Source organism: Pseudomonas sp. URIL14HWK12:I6 (assembly GCF_000514195.1).
Lineage (GTDB): Bacteria > Pseudomonadota > Gammaproteobacteria > Pseudomonadales > Pseudomonadaceae > Aquipseudomonas > Aquipseudomonas putida_A.
This window is the reverse complement of the sequence record NZ_AZVL01000011.1, coordinates 154960-177851: the sequence shown is the minus strand read 5'-3', so window position 1 is coordinate 177851 and position 22892 is coordinate 154960. Positions and strand designations below refer to the sequence as shown.

The 22892-nt window shown below is 58.0% G+C and carries 19 protein-coding genes and 1 pseudogene; 11 read left to right on the top strand and 9 right to left on the bottom strand.

Translation table 11 applies throughout. The features are described from left to right. Positions 1–34: 34 nt before the first annotated feature. Positions 35–2509: a UvrD-helicase domain-containing protein gene (locus tag H043_RS0116505; protein ID WP_027612775.1), complete on the bottom strand. Its 2475-nt coding sequence runs from the start codon at positions 2507–2509 to the stop codon at positions 35–37. 279 nt (positions 2510–2788) lie between these two features. Between H043_RS0116505 and H043_RS0116500 the strand changes: the two genes are divergently transcribed. Beyond that, entirely contained in the window at positions 2789–3484 is a 696-nt protein-coding gene (locus H043_RS0116500) for a pirin family protein (RefSeq protein ID WP_027612774.1), read from the top strand. Between the two features lie 183 nt (positions 3485–3667). On the opposite strand, the gene pgm is transcribed toward H043_RS0116500, so the two are convergent. The 4 genes from pgm to H043_RS0116480 form a co-directional block, all read right to left on the bottom strand. Next, positions 3668–5314 (bottom strand): phosphoglucomutase (alpha-D-glucose-1,6-bisphosphate-dependent), encoded by a 1647-nt coding sequence (pgm, locus tag H043_RS0116495; RefSeq protein WP_027612773.1) that lies wholly within the window; start codon positions 5312–5314, stop codon positions 3668–3670. A gap of 96 nt (positions 5315–5410) precedes the next feature. Beyond that, on the bottom strand, positions 5411–6811 hold the full coding sequence (locus H043_RS0116490; protein ID WP_027612772.1) for a PLP-dependent aminotransferase family protein: 1401 nt from the start codon (positions 6809–6811) through the stop codon (positions 5411–5413). A 48-nt stretch (positions 6812–6859) separates the two neighbouring features. Further along, positions 6860–8329: a hypothetical protein gene (locus tag H043_RS0116485; protein WP_027612771.1), complete on the bottom strand. Its 1470-nt coding sequence runs from the start codon at positions 8327–8329 to the stop codon at positions 6860–6862. A 548-nt stretch (positions 8330–8877) separates the two neighbouring features. Beyond that, positions 8878–9900 carry a zinc-dependent alcohol dehydrogenase family protein gene (locus tag H043_RS0116480; protein WP_027612770.1) on the bottom strand — a complete coding sequence of 341 codons (1023 nt, stop codon included), beginning with the start codon at positions 9898–9900 and terminating at the stop codon, positions 8878–8880. A gap of 269 nt (positions 9901–10169) precedes the next feature. On the opposite strand from H043_RS0116480, the gene H043_RS0116475 reads away from it, so the two are divergent. Further along, positions 10170–11084: a LysR family transcriptional regulator gene (locus H043_RS0116475; protein WP_027612769.1), complete on the top strand. Its 915-nt coding sequence runs from the start codon at positions 10170–10172 to the stop codon at positions 11082–11084. Positions 11085–11363: 279 nt separating this feature from the next. On the opposite strand, the gene H043_RS0116470 is transcribed toward H043_RS0116475, so the two are convergent. Beyond that, a complete protein-coding gene (locus tag H043_RS0116470; RefSeq protein ID WP_027612768.1) occupies positions 11364–12389 on the bottom strand; it encodes a GlxA family transcriptional regulator in 1026 nt (341 codons plus the stop codon). 243 nt (positions 12390–12632) lie between these two features. Here H043_RS0116470 and H043_RS0116465 point away from each other — a divergent pair, with 243 nt between their 5' ends. The 4 genes from H043_RS0116465 (at position 12633) to H043_RS0116450 (ending at position 15177) form a co-directional block, all read left to right on the top strand. Next, entirely contained in the window at positions 12633–13337 is a 705-nt protein-coding gene (locus tag H043_RS0116465; RefSeq protein ID WP_256214256.1) for an alpha/beta fold hydrolase, read from the top strand. Positions 13338–13395: 58 nt separating this feature from the next. Next, positions 13396–14025: an FMN-dependent NADH-azoreductase gene (locus tag H043_RS0116460; RefSeq protein WP_027612766.1), complete on the top strand. Its 630-nt coding sequence runs from the start codon at positions 13396–13398 to the stop codon at positions 14023–14025. A 27-nt stretch (positions 14026–14052) separates the two neighbouring features. Further along, a complete protein-coding gene (locus H043_RS0116455) occupies positions 14053–14361 on the top strand; it encodes a YciI family protein (RefSeq protein ID WP_027612765.1) in 309 nt (102 codons plus the stop codon). A gap of 183 nt (positions 14362–14544) precedes the next feature. Then, complete coding sequence (locus H043_RS0116450; RefSeq protein WP_027612764.1) at positions 14545–15177, top strand: LysE family translocator; 633 nt, start codon at positions 14545–14547, stop codon at positions 15175–15177. Positions 15178–15239: 62 nt separating this feature from the next. On the opposite strand, the gene H043_RS0116445 is transcribed toward H043_RS0116450, so the two are convergent. Then, the gene (locus H043_RS0116445) at positions 15240–16157 is read right to left on the bottom strand and encodes a LysR substrate-binding domain-containing protein (RefSeq protein ID WP_027612763.1); all 918 of its coding nucleotides are present in this window, start codon (positions 16155–16157) and stop codon (positions 15240–15242) included. Positions 16158–16347: 190 nt separating this feature from the next. Here H043_RS0116445 and H043_RS0116440 point away from each other — a divergent pair, with 190 nt between their 5' ends. The 4 genes from H043_RS0116440 to H043_RS0116425 all read left to right on the top strand — a co-directional run bounded on the left by H043_RS0116440 (position 16348) and on the right by H043_RS0116425 (position 20380). Next, positions 16348–17097: an SDR family NAD(P)-dependent oxidoreductase gene (locus H043_RS0116440; protein WP_027612762.1), complete on the top strand. Its 750-nt coding sequence runs from the start codon at positions 16348–16350 to the stop codon at positions 17095–17097. A gap of 99 nt (positions 17098–17196) precedes the next feature. Beyond that, positions 17197–18495, top strand: a complete 1299-nt coding sequence (locus tag H043_RS0116435; RefSeq protein ID WP_256214265.1) for an MFS transporter — start codon at positions 17197–17199, stop codon at positions 18493–18495. A 17-nt stretch (positions 18496–18512) separates the two neighbouring features. After that, the gene (locus H043_RS0116430) at positions 18513–19361 is read left to right on the top strand and encodes a transketolase (RefSeq protein WP_027612760.1); all 849 of its coding nucleotides are present in this window, start codon (positions 18513–18515) and stop codon (positions 19359–19361) included. Further along, complete coding sequence (locus H043_RS0116425; RefSeq protein ID WP_027612759.1) at positions 19358–20380, top strand: transketolase family protein; 1023 nt, start codon at positions 19358–19360, stop codon at positions 20378–20380. The genes H043_RS0116430 and H043_RS0116425 overlap by 4 nt, the downstream gene beginning before the upstream one ends. Positions 20381–20508: 128 nt before the next feature. On the opposite strand, the pseudogene H043_RS29175 reads toward H043_RS0116425, so the two are convergent. Next, a pseudogene (locus H043_RS29175) lies at positions 20509–20808 on the bottom strand (hypothetical protein); the annotation flags it as partial. Between the two features lie 23 nt (positions 20809–20831). Between H043_RS29175 and H043_RS29170 the strand changes: the two are divergent. Further along, positions 20832–21332, top strand: coding sequence for a helix-turn-helix domain-containing protein (locus H043_RS29170; protein WP_256214264.1), 501 nt, complete (start codon positions 20832–20834; stop codon positions 21330–21332). A 276-nt stretch (positions 21333–21608) separates the two neighbouring features. Here H043_RS29170 and H043_RS0116410 read toward each other — a convergent pair whose 3' ends face one another. Next, complete coding sequence (locus H043_RS0116410; protein ID WP_027612758.1) at positions 21609–22787, bottom strand: sugar transporter; 1179 nt, start codon at positions 22785–22787, stop codon at positions 21609–21611. Between the last annotated feature and the right edge of the window lie 105 nt (positions 22788–22892).

The window sequence follows — 22892 nt, the reverse complement described above, 5'->3', positions numbered from 1 at the left end:
GCCAATTCAGGCGGGCTTTTTTTGTGCTTGCGTGCTACGCGTTTTGCGGCTGTTTTCGGTGATCGACGAAGAATGCCTTGCCTTGGGCAACCCGATCGGACGCCCTTGGCATGTTCACCGCCTGGGTATCCTGCGGCTCGACGTACCAGTAGCAATGGCTGACCGCCCGGGTGATACCAACGTAGGCCAGCCGCAGAATCTCGTCCTTCTGCGCCGTGTCATAAGGCTCACTGTCGCCAGCCTTGCCCAAGCCGGCCATGCGATACACCTGGTTCTTGTAGGGCGAACTGGTCAGGTGCTGGCAGTCACCGAGCAGGAACACCGCATCAGCCTGCAGCCCCTTGGCGCTGTGGTAAGTCAGCTGTTTCAGCCGTCGCGCTTCGTACGGCAAGCTCGAATCAACATTAACTACAGGCTGAATATGCTGCTCTATCAATAACTTATCGCTGCTTTTTCGATAGAGCATCAAGATCGAATCGCCACGATTGTAATGTTCGGCCAAGCGCTGCCCCATGGCCTGGTCATCGCGCTCCAGCACATTGACTGGCTGCAATGCCTTGGGCGCACCGCTGGCCTTGGCCTTCTTGCCGGGGATTGCCGGCGCTGCGCGGACGATGTGTTCGGCAGCATCGATGATGTGCTGATGGCTGCGATAGTTGTCGCTGAGCATCACCCGAGTAGTGCTCGGCGACGGGAATTCCTTGTTGAACTCCATGAAGTAACTCGGCGAACTGCCGCGCCAGCCGTAGATCGACTGCCAGTCATCGCCTACGCAGAGCAACGAAGAACGCTGTGCACCCCGCCCGACATGCATGGCCGGGCCGCGACTGCGGATTTCCGCGAGGCTGGCACGGATCCACGAGACGATCTGCGGCGATACGTCCTGAAATTCGTCGATCATCAGGTGCGACATCGGTCGCAGCAGCTCATCACTCAGCAGCTTCAGGTTCTCCGGCGAGTGTTCGCTGAACAGCGCGAACATCCGGTTGTAGGTCATCACCGGCGGCTTCTGATCGAGCAGATGATCTTCAAGGGCACGCCAGAACAGGCTCAGCGCCTCAAAGAAGAATCGGTCCGGGTCGTCTTTGGCAAAACTCATGCGGCCGACGGCATCCGGCACGTCCAGCCCAAGGTTTTCGATAAAGCCGGCCGCCGCAACAAAACAGTCCAGTAACGGCGCCGAAACCAGTTCACCTTTGACCTTGTAATCGAAGCCCGGACCGGCGCTCGCGTCGCCGGCCAATGTCGCCAACACCCGCTTCGATGCTTCGTAGCTATCCAACCAAATCAATGGGTTACGACAGAAAGCTTGAAACAGGGTGCGTTTCACGGCCCATTCAGCGCGCAGGCTGAGCTTGGCGTTGGGGCGGCAGATTTGCGGGTTTTCCCGGGGATCGAAGCCGAGCACTACCCAGGCATCGAGGCTGGGAATGTAGCCGTGGCAGTGAAAGGACGAACCGTTGATCTCGAACGTCTGCCGGCTGGGCTCAATGCCCTTGATCGGCCAGGCACCGGCGCGAAACCACAGGTCTTCGATGGCATCGCACAGTTCTTCGTCGCGTTTGGCTGCCAGTTCGGTCACCGCCATGCGCTTTTGCACGTCCGGGTGATCGCGCTCAAGCTCCTTGAGCTGCAAGGCAGCCTTGGCCAGTGGTTGAATCAACTGGCGGAAACGTTGGTCCTGATTGAATAATCGGTGGTAGCACGCGTTGAGCTGCTGGCGCTGGGCATCATTGATTCGCAGATCGAACGGGTTGCTGTCGACCTCCTCATCAGCGCCTTGTGGCCGATTGCTTAGATTTTCAAAAGCCTGCAAGCGTTCGAACCCCGGCAGGCTGCGTACCATCGGCAAAATGCGTGAGTGAAAGGTGCGCACCAGTTCCCGCGCCTGTTTGAGGCTCAATGGCTGGCCCCAGAGCGCAAACATTTCGATCAGCTTATTGATGAAATCCTTGCGCGACTCACGGGTGAAGGTCACCACGGTCATTGAATCCAGCTCAAACCCCAGATAATGCGTGAGCAACAGGATGCGCAGCACCAACGTGGTCGACTTGCCTGCCCCGGCCCCGGCGATCACCGAGGTCGAAGGAGTGTCACTGAAAATCATCTTCCATTGCGCGGCGCTTGGCTGGGCATGTTCGGGCAGCAGGCGTGCCACATCGGCTTTCATGCGCTTCTTCAGCTCGGCGCTGAGTGGCAGACGCCAGTCGTCGAACAGATGATTATCGACGCTCGGCGAACGATGCTCGGTGCTGCGACTGTCACGAATCAACAGCACCTGCCGGCCTTCTTCCAGGCCTTCGAGTTTCCCCTCCTTGAAGCCGTACTCCACGCCAGCGGTGTGTCCGCTGCGAAAACCGTCCGCCTGGCCGTGCAGCCACGACGCACGGTGTTGAGCGCGCAAGCGTGTCAGGCCATGGCCGAAGAAACGCGCGGCCAGACGCTTGAACCATGGCATTTCGGCCAGTGGACGGAGTTCGGGAGGCAGATCGGGAGTGTGTTGCGCCACGCTGAGGGGCTCCAGTGTGTGAGGCTGTTGGGGGCTATGGTGGCTTTATTTGCTCATGAGTTCTAGCGAAATGCTTACAGCTCATTGGTTTAGGCGATGAACTGAAAGTTGCGTGAGATTATTTTGAGCCGGTTTCCCATCAACGGATTCGATGAGAATGCCGCACTTTTTACGCTTTTTCTCGATGGTTGACTGATGGATGATGCCCGTCATTAACCGACGGTCTCGCTTCGTGGCTCTGGCGTTACGCCCCATGACGAACCTTTTCAGGAGACGATCATGCTTGAACTCAGACCTTTCAATACACTGGGCGGCGCTCACCACGGCTGGTTGGATGCCCATCACCACTTTTCGTTCGCCGAATACTACGACCCGCAACGCATGAACTGGGGCAATCTGCGGGTGTGGAACGATGACGTGATCGCCGCCGGCACCGGATTCCCGCTGCACCCGCACCGCGACATGGAAATCATCACTTACGTGCGTGAAGGTGCGATTACCCACCAGGACAACCTTGGCAACAAGGGCCGTACTGAAGCAGGCGACGTGCAGGTCATGAGCGCCGGCACCGGCATCGCACACAGCGAATACAACCTGGAAGACAAGGAAACCCGAATCTTTCAGATCTGGATTCTGCCGACGGAAACTGGCGCGCCGCCATCGTGGGGTGCCAAACCGTTCCCCAAAGGCCAGCGCGAAGGCTTTGTGACCCTCGCCAGCGGCAAGGACGGCGACGATCAGAGCCTGCGCATTCGCGGTGATGCGCGGTTGGTCGCGGCCAACCTCAAGGCTGGCGAAACTGCTGAATATCAGCTGGATGCCGGACGTCGAGCGTATCTGGTACCCGCCACCGGTCTGATTGAAGTCAATGGCTTGCGCGCACAAGCTCGAGACGGTGTTGCCGTCGAGCATGAGTCAATACTGACTGTGACGGCGCTCGAAGACAGCGAAATCGTATTGGTGGATCTGGCTTGATCGCCTGATATGCAGGTAAAAAAAGGGGCGACCGTCATGGTCGCCCCTTTTTTGCAGCTTTTGTGGTGAGGGGATTCATCCCCGATAGGCCGCAAAGCGGCCTTCTTTTCAATGGAGCGGACTGCTACGCAGTCCATCGGGGATAAATCCCCTCACCACAGGAAGAACTCACCTCCCTGAAGATCACTTGGTGCTGATTGCGCCATCCACCAGCGTTTGCGCTTCAGCCACCAGTTGCTTGAGGTGGTCATCGCCAATGAAGCTTTCGGCGTAGATCTTGTAGATGTCTTCGGTGCCCGAAGGACGTGCGGCGAACCAGCCGTTTTCGGTCATCACCTTCAGACCACCAATGGCCTGATCGTTGCCCGGCGCATGGCTGAGAATGCTCTGAATCTTCTCGCCTGCCAGCTCGGTCGACGTCACTTGCTCCGGCGACAGTTTGCTCAACAGCGCTTTCTGCTCAGGGTTGGCCTTGGCGTCTACGCGCACCGAGAACGGCTCGCCCAGCTCATCGGTCAGGGCGCGATAAGCCTGGCTTGGATCACGCCCGGTACGAGCAGTCATTTCCGCCGCCAGCAGGGCTGGAATCAGGCCGTCCTTGTCGGTGCTCCACACGCCGCCATCCTTGCGCAGGAACGAAGCGCCAGCACTCTCCTCGCCACCAAAACCCAGCGAACCATCGAACAGGCCATCGGCAAACCATTTGAAACCGACCGGCACTTCGTACAGACGACGTCCCAGACGCTTGGCCACACGATCGATCAGGCCACTGCTGACCACGGTTTTACCTACGGCGGCGTCGGCGCGCCATTGCGGACGGTTCTGGAACAGGTAATCGATGGACACCGCCAGATAGTTGTTCGGTGCCAGCAGACCACCCGACGGGGTGACGATGCCATGGCGATCGTGATCCGGGTCGCAGGCGAACGCCACGTCGTAACGCTCCTTGAGACCGATCAAACCTTGCATGGCATGGCTGGACGACGGGTCCATACGGATCTGTCCATCCCAGTCGACCGTCATGAAGCGGAAAGTCGGATCGACCTGCTTGTTCACCACATCCAGATCAAGACGGTAATGCTCGGCAATCGCCGACCAGTAGCGCACCCCTGCTCCGCCCAACGGATCTACACCCAGACGCAGCTTGGCGTCACGGATGGCATCGAAGTCGATCACGTTGATGAGGTCAGCGACGTAGGTGTTGAGGTAGTCGTGACGGTGTGTGGTGCTGGCCTTGAGCGCCTGCTCGTAGCTGATGCGTTTGACGCCTGCCAGCTTGTTGGCCAGCAGTTCGTTGGCCTTGGCTTCGATCCACTTGGTGATGTAGGTGTCGGCCGGGCCGCCGTTGGTAGGGTTGTATTTGTAGCCCCCGCTTTGTGGCGGATTGTGCGACGGCGTAATCACGATGCCATCGGCCAGGCCCGAGGTGCGGCCACGGTTGTAGCAGAGGATTGCATGCGAAACCGCCGGTGTCGGCGTGTATTCGTCACCTTCGGCGATCATTACGGTCACGCCGTTGGCCGCCAGCACTTCCAGCGCACTGGCCCCGGCCGGGGTCGACAGCGCATGGGTGTCGATACCGACGAACAACGGGCCGTCGATGCCCTGGGCTTCGCGATACAGACAGATCGCCTGGCTGATTGCCAGAACGTGCCATTCATTGAAACTCAGGTCGAAGGAGCTGCCGCGGTGCCCGGAAGTACCGAACGCAACACGCTGGGTGGCAATCGAAGCGTCCGGTTGGCCGGTGTAATAAGCCGTTACCAGTCGCGGGATGTCGACCAACAATTCTGCTGGTGCCGGTTTGCCCGCAAAAGGACTGATAGTCATGCAAAACCTCTGAAATAGAGTGGTTCAGGAAATACAGCGCAGTTTACTGACAGTTCGACCGCAGCGCGACGGGATCTATCCGACAGATTTCAACGTTCACTCCAGCGGCGCCAAGCGCAATGCCTCTCCCAGCCTCTCGAGCGCTCCGCCCAAGCCGCTCTCTCCGTGATCCAGCAGGTTCAGGCGCAGATGCCGACGGTGCAATCCCTGCAAGCTGAACAGTTCGCCCGGCGCAATCAACACCTGTTGCCTGAGCAGGCGCTGAAACACATCGCGCATGTCCACCGGCCGCCGTGCCCGCACCCAGACCGTCGCCCCACCTTGTGGCTCGACAACCTGCAGCGCTTCGCCCAGACGTTCGCGCAACAAGTCGATCATCGGCGTACGGCGTTCCTTGAGGAGCCGGCGAAGTACGTGCAGGTGCTGATCGACCCGACCGTTTCCATACAGCCGGGCAATGGCTTTCTGGAGAACGGGCGACAACCGGAACGAGCGCATCAGAAAATGCCGCTGCATTTCGTGCTTCCATTGGCGCGTCAACACGTACCCGTAAGGCGCTTCGATACCTATGAATTTCTCGAACGTGGAGAAGACCAGCAGTCGGTCAGGGTCCAGTTGATCACGCAGACGCTCGACGCCCGTTGCCTCGCCCAGTTCACCGTAGCAGTCGTTTTCCAGCACCCAGGTGCCGTGCTCGCCAAGCAGGCCGGCGATCGCGTTGCGGTTATCCGCTGGAACCTGTGTACCGCGCGGCATGCACAGGCCCGAGGACAGCAGAATCAGCCGCACGTCTTCGGTCTTGAGCAGTGTTTCCAGCCGCTGCAGCTCCAGCCCGCCACAGGCCTGCAACGGCAGTTCGATTACACGCACCTCAGCCGCCTGCAGCAACCGCAGTATCACCCAGTCACAGGGCGACTCGACCAGAATGGTTGTGTGCCTGAGCTGCAGAACGGCCACCAGGATCTCCAGCACCCCGCGCATATCCGCGCCGATGTAAACGTCCTCGGCGTGCCAGCACTGCTTTGGCGAGGTGGTATAGCGGGCCGCCAGGACGGCGCGTAATTCCAGCTCACCACAGGGCTGGTCGAGCAACGGCGGCTGGCGGGGATACTGGCGCAGCAGCTCGCGCTCCAACAACAGCAATGGACTGTCCAGTGATTGCAGCGAAACCGGATCATCAGCATTCAACAAACGCATACCCGGGTGCCGCGCGTTGACATAGAGCGTTTCGAGCAGATCATTGCTCATGGCAGGTGGCGCCCCCCCCGAAACCGCCCTGGCGTAATACCCGGACTTGGCCACCGAATAGATCCGCCCTTCCTTTTCGAGCAACGAGTAAGCGTATTGAATGGTCGAGATCGACACGTTCAAGCGATCTGCCAACTGACGCAGCGATGGCAGCCTTGAATTGCCATCGCAAGCCGACTCGGCCATCAAGCGCATCAGGTATCGATAGACTGCCTGGTAGGCGAAACCGGATTCCCGTGCAGCCTTCATGAGGCGGACACCATAACCGTTGGTGCGCCCAAGGATCGCTCGCTCACTTCATCGTTCCACTGACCGGTCACCCACGCCGGAGCCATCGAGGCCTGCCGCGTCGAGTGCGGTCTCCAGTGTTTGCCGGGCCGCACCGTGCGCAGGCAAGGGTTCCATGGCGTAGAGGTGGCCGATGAGCCGAACCGGTAAACCGCTGACGTCCATCATCCACTGCATTACCTGCTCCGGGCCGTGCAGCCCCTGCATGGCCCGATGCAAATCAGGCAGCGCCACCAACATGCCGGGATGACAGCTGCGCAGAAACCGCTCGAGCCCGGCTCCACGCTCGATGAACGGCGTGAACAGCAGGCAGACCCATTGTGCTTCGTTCAGACCGTAAGTCTGGTGCAGCCAGCTCGCCGCTGCTTCGCGCAGTTCTTCCGTGGTCTGCCGTTGCCCCAATCTTGCGATCATCTGCTCGCAGACCGGTTCCGGCACCCGCTGCAGCTGCATGTTCGCCAGCATGCGCTGGACATGTTCCGAGAACCCCGCTTCATAGCTGCGATCGCTGAGGAACTCGGCTTCCAGGCCGCGTAAATGGGCCTCGATCAAAGGGTCGGCGTATTCGCCCTCACCCTGGTGAAACACCCATTCCTCTGCCTCGAACCCCAGAAACTCGCTCAGTAGCGGCCAGCGTTCTTCAAGATTGCCGACCGCCATGTCATGAATGTCGACAAATGTCGTGCGACGACATGACTCGAAGCCACCCTCGGGACGCCAGCATTGCCGCTCCGATTCGGAGTAAAAACCGCGATAAAAATCCCCTCCCAATCCGTCCAGCAAAGCGAACAGCTCATCGAACGTCCCGGAATTCGGCTTCAGCGCCCCGATACCGGCCTTCTGCACGGCCCGGTCCAGGTCTTCGACAAACTGCTTCTGACGACGCGGCGATTCGCTGGCCAGCCAGGCATCCACGCCGTTACTCCAGCGAGCAATCTGGCCGTAAAATTCGGCCCAGGCCAGGCAGGCGTCGTCCCGCCACTCAAGCTTCTCGCCCCTGGCACGTCGATGCCCCATCATCAGCAGATTGGTGCGATGGGCGTCCGCACTGTCCATTCCGAGTGGCGCCAGATGGTTGAACGGCAACACTTGTCGATGTTCCACCATGAGCAACTCGACACGGGGATCGTCATACAGAAACAAGGCAGCGAAGCTGCGGTGCATGTTGTTCAGCGCCGCCGTCCCCGATTCGCTGCGGCGCAAGGTGGCCACACGTAACTGGAACGTGGCGGGCGCGCGGCCGGCAATACTCAACTGGGCGGCGCGCAGCAGCGCCAGCATGTAGCAACTGTCACGGGTACCGGATGGCGTCACCATGACCTTGTATTCACCCATGCGCTCCATTCCGCCGGCGGCGACCACCAGACGCTGGATCAGCAACTGCAGCGCTGTGCGCTCGGCTCTGGAAAAGAAACTCAGCAGGCGTTGCAATACTTGCTGGTAGACATAGTTCATTGCCTGATCATGGATCGTGCTCATCAGTACTTTACCCGGCATAAAAAATTCATATCGCGCATCAGCGATGACGCTGGCGCAATAAATTCATCAATAAGTAATAGACGATCAAATACTAACACTTATGATTTTGAAGTTATTTGAAACACTTGACGCAATGAAGTCAGCAACCCCACCGCCTCAGACAACGTAAACCACTGTCAGCATTGAATTTTTTCTGATCAGAAAATATCTGAGGAAACTTCTTACAGCGTCCCACGAACATTGAGTACAACAAAAGCAGAACAACAATAGGAAATGCCCTACAGTCATTAAACAAAAACCGCTATATCGCCCATGAGGGGAAACGTTAAACGCGAAATGAAAAACAGAATGCACAGACATGGCTCATTCCTTGAGATGAAAGTAATCATTCAATTATCAGGGCTTATATGGCGAATAGAAGATACAGATGGCAGACAAAAACCGGTTCAGATGCACAACCGGCCACGCACCATGCTTGGTCTGTCTGATTATTTGCGAGAGGTAAAAACGCAAGAGTCCGTGGGGCCACGGACTCTGTTCGGAGGGAGTTACGCGGGCTCGACCTGCAGGGCGACCCGTTCGCGGCATGGGCATTCGTCCATGTAGCGATGTGCTTCGACGAACTCGTTGAACGGGAAGACCCGGGTCTTGAGTGGCAGCAGCACACGGTCGGCCGTCAGCTGATTGATATCACGCAGGGCACGCTGCAAGGCGACTTGATCCTGAACAATGCCCAACTCGGGTTTACCGGTGAAATTACCGATGCAGTGCACAAAGAACTGGATGTTTTTCTGGAACGCCGCACAGGCCGGAAATGGTGTCTGGTTGCCACCCTGAAGACCATACAGGACCAGACTGCCACGCGGTGCGAGGACATCGCCGAGCAACGACATCTGCGGGCCGCCAAGACCGTCGAACACCACATCGACACCACGGTTGTCGGTGATCTTGTTGATTCGCATCAACAAGTCTTCTTCCTCGGTGACGATGACTTTCTCGGCACCCAGCGACAGCAGGTACTCACGCTCATCAGCGGTTTTTGTCGCGGCAATCACCCGCACGCCCATGGCCTTGCCCAACTGGACAAAGGACGGACCGGCGCAATGGCTGGCGTCAGTGACCAGAGCAAACTGCCCTGGTTTGACCCGCGCCAGATCCGCATAGGCAAAATAGGCGATCAACAACGGCGTGTAATGCACGCTGGCCTCAACCGGGCTGAGCACATCCGGATAACGGGTCAGCGCGGTACGTGGCAGCACGATCTGCTCGCCATACACCGGGTAATCGTTCGGGCTTTCGGCCGGGAAACTGGCCACCTTGTCGCCGACCGACAGATCGTCCACACCGTCACCGACGGCGGTCACCACACCGGCCATTTCATGGCCGAGACCGGACGGCAGGCGTGCCTGGGACGAGGCCAGATTCTGACGCCAGAGAATGTCGTACCAGCTGATGCCGATCGCCTCGACACGCACCTGCACTTCGCCAGGACCTGGCTGAGCGGCCGCATGCTCTTCGCATTTGAGCACCTCGGCCGGACCAAACTTGTGAAAACGGATCGTGCGGGACATCGCAAACCTCGTCAAAGTAACCTCTAATGCCCTGAACTCTATCTGGGCTTTTGACCCAAGACTATCAGTGGCTATTAATAGTCGACATGCCTGTCATTGATTCCGCAGTATGAACGGCATTGGCAAAATTGATGAAAAAATGCCGCCACCGGCCCGGTAAAGCTGAATTTAGCGGTGCAGAGTACCAGCCTTTCCCCGTAATATTCATGCCGGCCATTGTTCTCATATGGTCGCTCTCGTCAAGCTTGATGACTCTGCCAGGACTCCAGATGAATCGTAATGACCTGCGTCGTGTCGACCTGAACCTGTTGATCGTATTCGAAACATTGATGCACGAACGCAGCGTGACCCGCGCCGCCGAGAAGCTGTTTCTCGGCCAGCCGGCGATCAGTGCGGCGCTCTCGCGCCTGCGCAGCCTGTTCGATGACCCGTTGTTCGTGCGCACCGGACGCAGCATGGAACCGTCCGCCCGCGCGGTGGAAATCTTCGCCCTGCTCTCCCCGGCGCTCGACTCGATTTCAACGGCTGTCAGCCGCGCGGCGGAATTCGACCCCGCCACCAGCACTTCGGTATTTCGCATCGGCCTGTCCGACGACGTCGAATTCGCCCTGTTGCCGATGCTGCTCAAACGCCTGCGCGCCGAAGCACCGGGCATCGTCCTCGTCGTGCGCCGAGTCAACTACATATTGATGCCGGGCCTGCTGGCCTCCGGCGAAATCTCCATCGGCGTCAGCTACACCACCGACCTGCCGGCCAACGCCAAGCGCAAGGTGCTGCGCCGCAGCCAGCCGAAACTGCTGCGCGCCGACACCGTGCCCGGCCCGCTTAGTCTGGATGACTACTGCGCGCGTCCGCATGCACTGGTGTCGTTCGCCGGTGACCTCAGTGGCTTTATTGATGAAGAGCTGGAGAAACTCGGGCGCAAGCGCCACGTGGTGCTGGCCGTGCCGCAGTTCAATGGCTTGAGTACGTTGCTCGCCGGCACTGACATTGTTGCGACCGTGCCGGACTACACCGCGGATGCGCTGACGGCTGCCGGCGGTGTGCGGGCGGAGGATCCACCGTTGCCGACGCGCACGTTTGAGCTGCATATGGCTTGGCGTGGATCGCAGGATAACGATCCGGGGGAGCGTTGGTTGCGGTCGCGGATTCAGATGTTCTTTGGCGACCCTGAGAGTCTTTAGGTTTCGTCTGGCAGGCTGTTCGGCTGATCATTTTTGCCTTTCCACAAACCATGGAGCTCCATTCACTTCCAGTGGATTGCTACAGTGGGGGCACAGCTGAGGACACGTTTGGGTGCTTTGAGAAGGATGCCCCCAGTCCGAGCCGCAAAAATCCTTTTCTCGAAATCAATCCGGCCCAAGCCAAATTGTGGCCTCGGTTCACGCTTCAACCGCCACAAGCTTTTATATTGAGGTGCGTATTGACATAAATTAAAGAAAAGGCCGCCTCTTATAGACCATTCAGCTCTCAGCTTCGATATCGACCAAAGCGCGCCCTTTCGACCAACGTTTATAATCTGCGGGAGTCATCCCCGTCAGTTGTATAAACGAACGACGAAATGACGTCTCCTCGTTATAGCCACAATTAAGGGCGACCTGTTTAACGCTGGCCCCTGGTATCTGTAGCAGTACACAGGCCGTCTCTATTCTCACGCGGGTTATGAGTTCTTTAGGCGATTCATTTGTGAGGTTCTTGAAGCGTCTGTGTAAAGTTCGCTCGCTGACATTCAACGCCTTGGCCAGCCCCGCAGCGGTCAGGCCAGGAGTTCCGTGTCGAATGATTTGCTCCGTTTCCAGCAGCAGTGGATCGGCATTGTTAATGAATCCTCGGGGCGCGTAGACGGACTGGGGCAATGGCAAACTATCGGTCACAGAAATATCAGCCGTTAATTTCGCTACATCCGCTCCTGCCAGGCTCCTGATCACATAAAGCGCCAAATCAATCCACGACAAAGGCCCGCCGGTAGTCACGATGCGATCCTGGGACTCTACTGCGGAACCCCATGCAACCAGCGCCTTGGGAAATCGCTGTTTGAAAACATGGTGGAGCCACCACGTTGTAGTACAACGCCGACGGTTCAACAGGCCTGCTTCGCCCAGCACAAATGTGCCGGCACAAGCCGCACCCACCAGTGCTCCCTGTCGGTGATTTGCTTTAATCCACTGCGCAGCTCGCGTGAGGGATTCAGAGCCAGGTGGCAGCCGATCAGCCCCGAGTGCCATCCCGGTAACAAGTACAGCGTCGCAAGGCCCGACATTTTCAAATGTTGCATCAACGGGGATCACCCGCCCTTGCGGGTCTCGCACTGCGTTGCCATCGGCACTGACTATGATCGTCTCAAACTCGTCGCAGACGTGGGTCTTTAAGGCAGATGGCAGCCCCGCCGGTGGAGACCTCAACGCCTGATTGGTCATCCAGAACAAATCAGCCAGCCCGGTAATCGCAGACATCAAGCTGCCCTCTAAAGCAACGATGGCAATGCGCATGGTAATTCCCTGTTTAAAGATCAAGATGGCGAGTTTTGCATGAAATATGGCCGATCCGAGCCCTCACGGTTTTAGCAGAGTCTCCCTAGACTTGCAGCACAAACTGTAGAGACGGCCTGCATGAAAAAGCTATTGCACCTAAATGTTCACTGCGCAAAAGAACGTTTGTGGGCCTTTCTAAGGTGGTCAGGTCGACTCACCTTCACAGTGGGAGCGTTCTTGCTGATATCTGGATGCCCCGCCATGGCGGCAACAACCGCACACCCAGTGCCTAATATCGTGCTGGTACATGGTGCTTTCGCAGATGGCTCGAGTTGGTCGGCAGTGATGGAGCGATTGACTGCAATGGGCTATCACGTCACCGCCGTTCAGAATCCATTGACTTCATTGAGTGATGACGTAATCGCCACGGAGCGCGTTCTGCGCAGGCAAAAGGGCGATGTACTGCTGGTGGGACACTCGTGGGCTGGCGCGGTGATAACACAGGCTGGCAACGCCAGCAATGTAAAAGGCCTGGTCTATCTATCCGCGCTCGTGCCCGACAGTGGTGAGTCCGCGGCGGATCTCTTAGCGCGGTTGAAGGCGCCAATGACTGGCCTCAGCCCGGATGCGGATGGGCTGCTTTGGCTGGATGATCCAGCGCAATTTCATCACGTGATGGGCGCAGACCTGTCGATGTCAAACGCACAGTTTCTGTCATCAGTGCAGCAGCCCATTGCCGCCGTCTGTTTCGCCGCAAAGGTCAAGCATGCAGCATGGCACGACAAGCCAAGTTGGTACTTGCAAACAACCTATGACCAGGCACTTCCCTACCCGGTGCAGCAAACCATTGCACGCCAGATTGGCGCGAGGACCTTGTCTATTCGATCCAGCCACCTGTCATTGATTTCTCAGCCCGATGCGGTAGCCAAATTCATCGACCGTGCTGCCAGCGAATCGGAAAGATGAGCCTGCGCCCAAAAACAACGTTTATAACAACGCTTTTCCACTCCCGAGGAAATCAAGAATGAAATTGCTCCATATTGACTCCAGCATCATGGGCAAAGATTCCATTACCCGGGATCTTACCGCCTCCATCGTTGCGCACATTCAAGCCAGTAATCCTGATGCCCACGTGAAGCGCCGCGACCTCGCCGATCAAGAAGTGAGACACCTGAGTGGCTCAATTGCCGCAGGGTTTCGGCAAACGGGGAACAGTGATTTTTCGGCGGATATTTTATTGGAGCATCAACTCTCGGAAAGGCTGGTGACCGAGTTTCTCGCGAGCGAAGTGCTCGTAATCGGTGCGCCGATGTACAACTTCAGCGTTTCGACTCAGTTGAAGGCTTGGTTAGACAGAGTCGCGCAAGTGGGGCGCACGTTCAAATATACCGAACGCGGTCCTGTTGGCTTATGCAGCGGGAAGCGCGTCTTCGTGGCATCGGCGCGTGGAGGTTTTTACGATGAAGGCCCTTTTCAGAACATGGACTTTCAGGAAAGTTACCTGAAAGCGTTTTTTGGCTTTCTGGGAATTGACGATATCGAATTCGTTCGTGCCGAAGGCGCCTCTAAAGGCGAGCAGGTTCGCGATAAAGGCGTAACGCTGGCCAAAAACTCCATTACGTCGGCAGTGGCACACTTGTCAGCAGCCCATTAACAACCATTAAAGCCAGGAGATTAACTGATGCTTTACGCCATAAAGTTGACATACATAAGTTCTACCGAACAGATTCGGGAGCATCTGGATGCGCACAAGGGCTGGCTGATCAAATACATCGGATCGGCAAATGTGCTTTTCGCCGGCCCTCTCATGGATAAGAGTGGCGGATTCATTCTTGCCCACGCCCATCAGTTGTCAGACATTCAGAAAATAATGAACGAGGATCCTTTTGTTGCCCACAGGCTTGTAAGCCTCGACATAATTGAGTGCGATCCGGCAATTCGCTCGACGGATTTCGCAGCACGCTGGGCCGAGAATGCGCAGTCTGTATAAATGACCGGTGAGTTTGTAAACAACAGGCTGCTTTAGACGAGGGGTCCGTAAACACCAACTTTGTCGACTCTTCACTGCAATCTTTGGCTTGCCTGCACCACCGCGATTCGATGAGTAATCCGATTCTATACGCTATGTAGAAGAGTTCCTCATCATTCACCTCTGATTGATCTGGAACTCCCCATGGATATTTCTTTCGCGACCTTGGTTCTATTTACTACGTCAGTGGCGATTCTAATGATCACGCCCGGGGCGGACATGATCTACATCCTATCTAATTCGATCAGTAATGGTGCCCGCGGGGGAATTGCTGCGATTCTTGGCGTGGCGAGTGGCGCGTTTTGTTATGTGCTTCTGGCGATAGCGGGTGTGGCGGCCCTGATCGCCGCGTCTCCAATGTTGTATGGCCTGTTGGTAATAGCAGGAGCAGCATACCTCTCCTGGCTGGGTGTGGGCCTGCTCCGCTCCCGTCAATCGGTGACACAGGTCCAAGGCGGAGTCAGGGCAAGTTTCTGGCCCATCTACCGACGCGGGTTGATGACCAACTTGCTCAACCCGAAGGCGATGATGTTCACCATCTCATTCATGCCGCAATTCATTCCGCAGCACGCAAGTCATAAAGCACTTTCGATGCTTTATCTTGGTGTCGTCCTGGTAGTGGTCATGATTTTAGTAGAGCTGCCCCTTGCGCTCTGTGGACGACAGATTGGCCTTAAGTTAGGTAGCAGTCCACGCATTGGCGTCTGGATTAACCGAGTCGCGGGCGCGTTGCTGCTAGCCATTGGTTTTTTTCTTGTACTCTCTAACGTCTTCTAAACCGCCCTGCCCAGGATAGTCGTTGGACAAATAACGGTAGTTCCCTTTGGAAAACCACAGTGCTAGAACACGAAACTATGCCCTAACTCCACCTCCATCCAACCCAAGAACCGCCTGACCCTGGGAAAACTGGAGTGAGCCTTCGGGAACACTAAATGGTGGGCGGCGACCGCAGAGCTCAAGGCTTCGGGGGCGACTTCAACCAGCGAACCGTTGGCGAGGTATTTTTGCGCCAGCAGCGTGCTTTCAAGCGCGAACCCCAGGCCGTGGCTCGCGGCTTCCAGGCTCATGTAGGACCGGTCGAAACTCAAGGCATAGGGCTTTTCGGGGCGCGCCAGGCCATGCTGGGCGAACCACTCAGGCCACCTGAGCAAGGTTGCTTCGGAAAGGATCAGCTCTTGCGCCAGGAGATCTGGTGCGTTTTTTACCGCGCAGCGCGCTATCAGCTTGGGCGACGCCAGCACCGCGAAACTTTCGTTGCGCACGGTGCGTACTTCATAGCTGGGCCAATTAGGCCGGCCGTGACGAATATCCACATCGATCTTGTCCTGGCTGAAGTGCAGCGACTCATAGGAACACGACAAATTGATCTGGATGTCCGGATTGCTCAAGCGAAACGACTCCAACCGCGGCATCAGCCAGAGTAAGCCAAAGCTGGGGGCCGAATGCAGCCGCAGGCAATCCAGGCTGACGTCACTCGCGGCGCGCTCGGTGGCGACCTCAAGGCTCTGCAACAGACCGGAAATATCCTTCAAGTACTGCTCACCCACTGGCGTCAGGGTCACCCCACGCGCTGCCCGCACAAACAACTGTCGACCAATCATCACCTCCAGCTTGGCCAGTTGATGGCTGATCGCTGACGGTGTGAGGTCGAGCACTTCGGCGGCCCTTGCCAAGTTGCCAAAACGGGCTGTCTGCTCGAAGGCCTGAATGGCTCTCAGCGGTGGCAGATTGGAGGTGGGCATATCGTTCTGGCGCATCGGTATTAAGCCTATTGTTTTTGGGTCGCGGGCGGATCGTGCCATTCAAGCATTTGCGGTTCGCATTGACGAGTGCTGAATTTTATTCATGTGGCAGTGACGTTTGCGTTATTGCTCGGCCTGTCGACGGGGACCACTCTGAGCCATCGATCGCTGGATCGAACCATAAAAACAATCAGAGGTATCCCTCATGCTTCTTCAAGGCAAAGTCGCGATTATTACTGGCGCCGCATCCGCACGAGGCATCGGCCGCGCAACCGCGCTCACCTTCGCCCAACACGGCGCCCGCGTTGTAATCCTGGATCTTGACGAGTCCGCCGCCCGTGACGCCGCGGCCACCCTCGGCGAAGGCCACCTGGGCCTGGCTGCTAACGTGGCCGATGAGCAACAAGTCCAGGCAGCGGTCGCCAAGGTGGTGGAGCACTACGGCCGTATCGACATACTCGTCAACAATGCCGGCATCACCCAGCCCATCAAGACCCTGGACATTCGCCCGAGCGATTACGACCAGGTCCTGGATGTCAGCCTGCGCGGCACGCTGTTGATGTCCCAGGCGGTGATTCCGGTGATGCGCGCTCAGGCTTCGGGCAGCATCGTCTGCATGTCATCCGTATCGGCCCAGCGCGGCGGCGGGATTTTCGGCGGCCCGCACTACAGCGCCGCCAAGGCCGGCGTGCTCGGACTGGGCAAAGCCATGGCCCGCGAATTCGGCGCGGACAACATTCGCGTCAACGCCATTGCGCCAGGCTTGATCCATACCGACATCACAGGGGGCCTGATGCAGGATGAGCGCCGCCACGCAATCATCGAAAGCATCCCGCTGGGTCGGCTTGGTGCAGCGCAGGATGTTGCCAATGCGGCACTGTTTCTTGCCAGCGACTTGTCCTCTTACCTCACCGGCATCACCCTGGATGTTAACGGCGGCATGTTGATCCACTGACCACAGGTGTCAGCACCCGCTGTCCATTAAGTTCTGGATCGAAGATACGTCGGGCTTCAAGCCCGGCGTTCTATAAAAACAAGAGATCAGACCATCATGATGACCACCATGACGCTCGACACTGTGTCCACAGTGCGCGCAAGCGCGTATCGCAAAACTGCCTGGCGATTGATGCCTTTCCTGATGCTGTGCTACCTGTGCGCCTACCTGGACCGGGTAAATGTCGGGTTTGCAAAGCTGCAGATGATGAATGACCTGTCCCTGAGCGAAACCGTGTACGGGCTCGGCGCGGGCATGTTCTTTCTTGGTTATTTCCTCTGCGAAGTGCCGAGCAACCTCATCCTCCACAAAGTCGGTGCCCGGCGCTGGATCGCGCGCATTATGATTTCGTGGGGCATTATTTCCGCCCTCTTCGCCTTCGTGGAAACCGCCTGGCAGTTCTATGCGCTGCGCTTCCTGCTCGGTATCGCCGAAGCCGGGCTCGCACCGGGCCTGCTGCTCTACCTCACCTACTGGTTCCCCTCCTACCGACGCGCCAAAATGACCGTGCTGTGGTTCATCGCCATCCCGCTCTCCGGCATGATCGGCGGGCCGCTCTCAGGCTACATCATGACCCAGTTCGCCGGCGTGCATGGCTGGGCGGGCTGGCAGTGGATGTTCGTGCTCGAAGCCATTCCGACCGTCATCGTTGGCCTGATGGTGCTGGCTTACCTCAAGGACGGTGTGCACCAGGCGACCTGGCTCACCGATGAAGAAAAAGCGCTGGTCAGCAAAGAACTGGCCGAGGACAACAGCCGTAAAGTCACCCATGCATCGGTCGGCGCATTCCTGCGCGACCGCCGCCTGTGGATTCTCGCCTGCATCTACTTTTGCGTGGTCATGGGCCAGTACGCGATCACATTCTGGCTGCCGACCCTTATCCGTAATGCCGGTGTTGCCGATCCGATGCACATCGGCTTGCTCACCAGCCTTCCCTACCTGTGCGCCATCGCCGCGATGGTGCTGATGGGGCGCAGCGGCGACAAGCACCAGGAGCGCCGATGGCATCTGGTGGCGCCGATGATTGCCGGTGCGCTGGGCCTCACGTTGGCGGCGGTGTTCGGCACCCACCTGATGCTGTCGGTGTTGTGCCTGTGCCTTGCAGCAGCAGGCGTGCTGTCGGCGTCGTCACTGTTCTGGATGCTGCCGACCACCTTGCTCGGTGGCGTCTCCGCCGCTGCCGGGATCGCTGGAATCAACAGCTTTGCCAATCTGGCGGGTTTCTGCTCGCCCTACCTGATTGGTTGGATCACCACCACGACCGGTTCGAGCGCCATCGGCATGTACCTGATTACCGGTGTGCTGTGCATCGGCGCCTGCCTGGTGCTGCGCATTCCTGCCGCTTCGGTCAATCGTTGAGTTAACGGAGAATTTCCATGACTGCCACTTTATCTCGCGCGTCCTCCACCACGCTGGTGCAGCGCGCCCATAACATTCGCCGCCATGCCTTGCGCATGGGCCAAGTCCAGGGCCAGGGCTATGTCGGCCAGGCGCTGGGCGCGGCAGACTTGCTGGCCGTGTCGTACTTCCACGCCTTGAACTACAAGCCCGAAGCCCCCGAATGGGAACAGCGTGATCGCTTTTACCTTTCCATCGGCCACTACGCGATCGCCCTTTATGCGGCGCTGATTGAAGCGCAAATCATCCCACTGGATGAGCTTGAAACCTACGGTTCGGATAACAGCCGCCTGCCCATGTCCGGCATGGCCGCCTACACCCCCGGCATGGAGATCACCGGTGGCTCGCTGGGCCAGGGGCTGGGCATCGCAGTGGGTGCCTGCCTGGGCTTGAAGCGCAAACAGTCCGCCTCATTCGTCTACAACCTGCTGTCGGACGGCGAGCTGAATGAGGGATCCACCTGGGAAGCGGTCATGTCCGCTTCGCACTGGAAACTCGACAACCTGATCGCCATTGTCGACGTGAATAACCAGCAAGCCGACGGGCATTCCAGTGAAGTGCTGGCATTTGAACCCATCGTTGACCGATGGCAAGCCTTTGGCTGGTTCACCCAGCGGGTAGACGGTAACGACCTGGACGCCTTGGTCAAGGCGTTCGACACGGCCCGCAGCCATCCCGGCGCACAACCGCGCGTCATCATCTGCGATACCAAAATGGGCAAAGGCGTGCCGTTCCTGGAAACCCGCGAAAAGACTCACTTCATCCGCGTCGACGAGCATGAATGGGATGTGGCCCTGAACAACCTCGAAGAAGGCAAAACCGTATGAGCAACGCACACAAGACTAACGTTCAGGCACCCGCAGCGCCGAAGAAAAAGCTGACCACCTCGGCGATGATTGCCTCGATTGCCGCTGAAGGCCAGGCCACAAAACCAGCGCCATTCGGTCACGCACTGGCCGCACTCGCGGACCAGCGCCAGGACATCGTGGGTTTATCGGCTGACTTGTCCAAATACACCGACCTGCACATTTTTGCCAAGGCGCACCCGGAGCGTTTCTACCAGATGGGCATGGCCGAGCAATTGTTGATGAGCGCGGCAGCCGGCATGGCCCGGGAGGGGTTCGTGCCCTTCGCCACCACTTACGCGGTGTTTGCGTCGCGCCGGGCCTATGACTTCATCTGCATGGCGATTGCCGAGGAAAACCTTAACGTTAAAATCGTCTGTGGCCTGCCGGGCCTGACCACCGGGTACGGCCCCAGCCACCAGGCAACGGATGATCTGGCGATCTTCCGCGCCATGCCCAACCTGATGATCGTCGACCCCTGCGATGCCCTGGAAATCGAACAAGCCGTGCCCGCGATTGCCGCGCACCAAGGGCCGGTCTACATGCGGTTACTGCGCGGCAACGTACCGCTGGTGCTCGACGAATATGGCTATACATTCGAGATCGGCAAAGCCAAGACCCTGCGTACGGGCAATGAGGTTTTAATCATTTCCACCGGTTTGATGACCATGCGAGCCCTGGAAGCAGCCAAGGAACTACAGGCCGATGGCGTGGATGTCGCGGTGCTTCACGTGCCCACCATCAAGCCTTTGGATGAGCAGACCATTCTGGCTGAAGCCAGAAAGCCGGGGCGACTGGTAGTGACTGCCGAAAACCACTCCATCATTGGCGGACTGGGCGAAGCGGTGGCAACCGTGCTGTTGCGCAATGGCGTTACCCCGACGTTCCGGCAAATAGCGTTGCCGGACGCGTTTCTCGATGCGGGTGCGCTTCCCACGTTGCATGATCGCTACGGTCTTTCCACCCAGGCTGTGTGCGCACAGGTCAAGGGTTGGCTATAGGGTTTAAACCTACAGGGGACTGAATGAGTCCCCTGGCAGGAGGGCCTCCTCTTCCTACACGCTGGCGCCTGCACCGCCCGTATGTCTCGCACGGTTGAGCATCTGCGCACCTTGCCGTGGCCTGCCAACTATCTGGCCCCAGGCCCAATCAGCGAGCTTTCGATCTGGACGCCAGGCATCATGTACTGCAAACCTTCGATCAGTTTGTCCCCTGCTTCCATCAAGGCTTCAAGGGGCATCGCCGGCAAACTTTCCAGAATGAACCACATGCACTTCGCGTCAGCACCGAGACGGGTCCTGACACCTTGCCGCCAATTACAACGACGGCAGGTCACGCCTTTGTCATCGCGCCAGACGACCTCGCCGGCGTCTGGATACTCCATAGCAGGAGCCCCTTCTTTCATGGTGTCAAAAGGCTCGGTGCCATCTACGAGCGCGCAAAGCACAGAAGATCACGTTGGATGAGCTTTCCCGCCGCTCAGGGGTGAGCAAAGGCATGGTCGTCGAAATAGAGAAATGTACGGCGAACCCCAGTATCGGCATCTTGTGCAAAATCGCCGCCGCGCTGGGCCTTTCCGTTGCAGACATCGTCAATGTGACCGAAGCCCCCTCCGCCCATATCATCCACAGGCAAGACATCCCCACGCTCTGGACCGGGGACCTGGGCGGGACCGCGCGACTCCTGGCGGGAACGTCCGGCCCTGACATGATCGAGCTGTGGCGCTGGCAAATGCATCCAGGCGAATCTTTCGCTTCACAGGGGCATCCTCAGGGCACGCTTGAGCTGTTTCATGCGGAGAAAGGCACGCTGAAATACGTGGTAGGGGAAACAGAGCTGGTCATCCCTGCGGGGAATTCGGCAGTGGCCAAAACCGATGTACCTCACTCCTATTCCAATGCCGGCAGATCCAAGTTGGTGTTCACCATGTCCGTGACGGAGATGCATCAATAGATATCCGGTGGGCTGGCAGCCAGTGAACATCTGCAAGGTGGGCGAACCATCCAATTTCAAAAAGGCGGTGCCACCGAAAGCCATCAAGTCCCACGCAGGATCACCGCCAGGGCATGCATACGCAATTGCTCGTGTATCACATGCAACCGGGGGCAAAATTGGGGGCACATTTGAAATTTTTCTGCCTGAAAACACCGTACTAGAGCCAAGTCAAAATGTTTTTTGGCGACCCGGACAGCCTCGAGCTGCCTGCGCATTAACCAGGCAGTCAGCGACTCAAGCCCCAGCCCGGCTATAGCGACAAATCGACAAACAATAAAACGCCAGCGCCGAAGCCGCCAGCATTCCGCCCACCACCCCGATGTAAGCAAAACCAAACTGGCTGCCGACCCAACTGCCCACCAGTGCCCCGCCGCCGATACCGATGTTGTAGATCCCGGAAAACAGCGCCATCGCCACGTCGGTGGCGTCCGGCGCCAATACCAGGACTTTCGACTGTAACGCCAGCCCGAAGCCCATGATCGCCATGCCCCAGAACACGCTCAGCACGCCGAGGTAGGAGACGTTGCCGCTCAACGGCAACAGCAAAGCCAGGCACAAGGCGAGCACCGATACGCAGATGATCAGAAAGCGCTGTGGGTTATAGCTGTGCAGGTAACTGAACAGCAGAGAGCCGAAAATACCGGCGCCGCCGAATAACAACAGCAGGAGTGTCACCACATCGCCGCTCATGTTGGCCACGGTCAGTACGAACGGTTCGATGTAGCTGTAAGCGGTGAACTGTGCCGTCACCACCAGAGCCGTCAGAACATAGACGGCCACCAGCGCCGGTCGCTTGAGCAATATCGGCAGACTCTTGAGCGAGCCTGAGTTCTGGCTGGGCAGCAGCGGCAGTACCTTCGCCAGGCAGAACACCAGCGCCGCGGCAAAGCCTGCAATCACCATGAACGTGGTGCGCCAGCCCATGGCCTCGCCCAGCAAGCGGCCGAGGGGAATCCCCAGCACCATCGCCAGCGAAGTACCGGTTGCCAGCAAGCCCAAGGCCTGAACCTGTTTGCCCGGCGGTGCCAGGCGCACGGCCAGAGACGCGGTGATCGACCAGAACAACGCATGCGACAACGCCACACCGATCCGGCTCACCAGCAGTACACCGAAGCTGGTCGCCAGACTCGACAGAATGTGACTGGCGATAAACATCCCGAACAGCACAATCAGCAATTTCCGCCGCTCGACGTTGCGCGTCAGCAGCATGATCGGCAGCGATGTCAAAGACACCACCCACGCATAGATGGTCAACATGAGGCCGACCTGCGCGGTCGACATGTCGAAGCTGCTGCCAATCGAACTCAACAGACCGACCGGGACGAACTCGGTGGTGTTGAACACGAACGCAGCCAGTGCCAAGGCAATGACTGCGTACCAGTTGCCGTTGTTTGTCGCCGTAGAATCACTCATTTAAACGTCGTATTACTCTTCGATGATCGTGCGTGAATGTACGCAAGCGATCTGTGCCCATCTGTCGGTGTCTTGATACCGATTGCCGAATGTGTCGACGTTCAG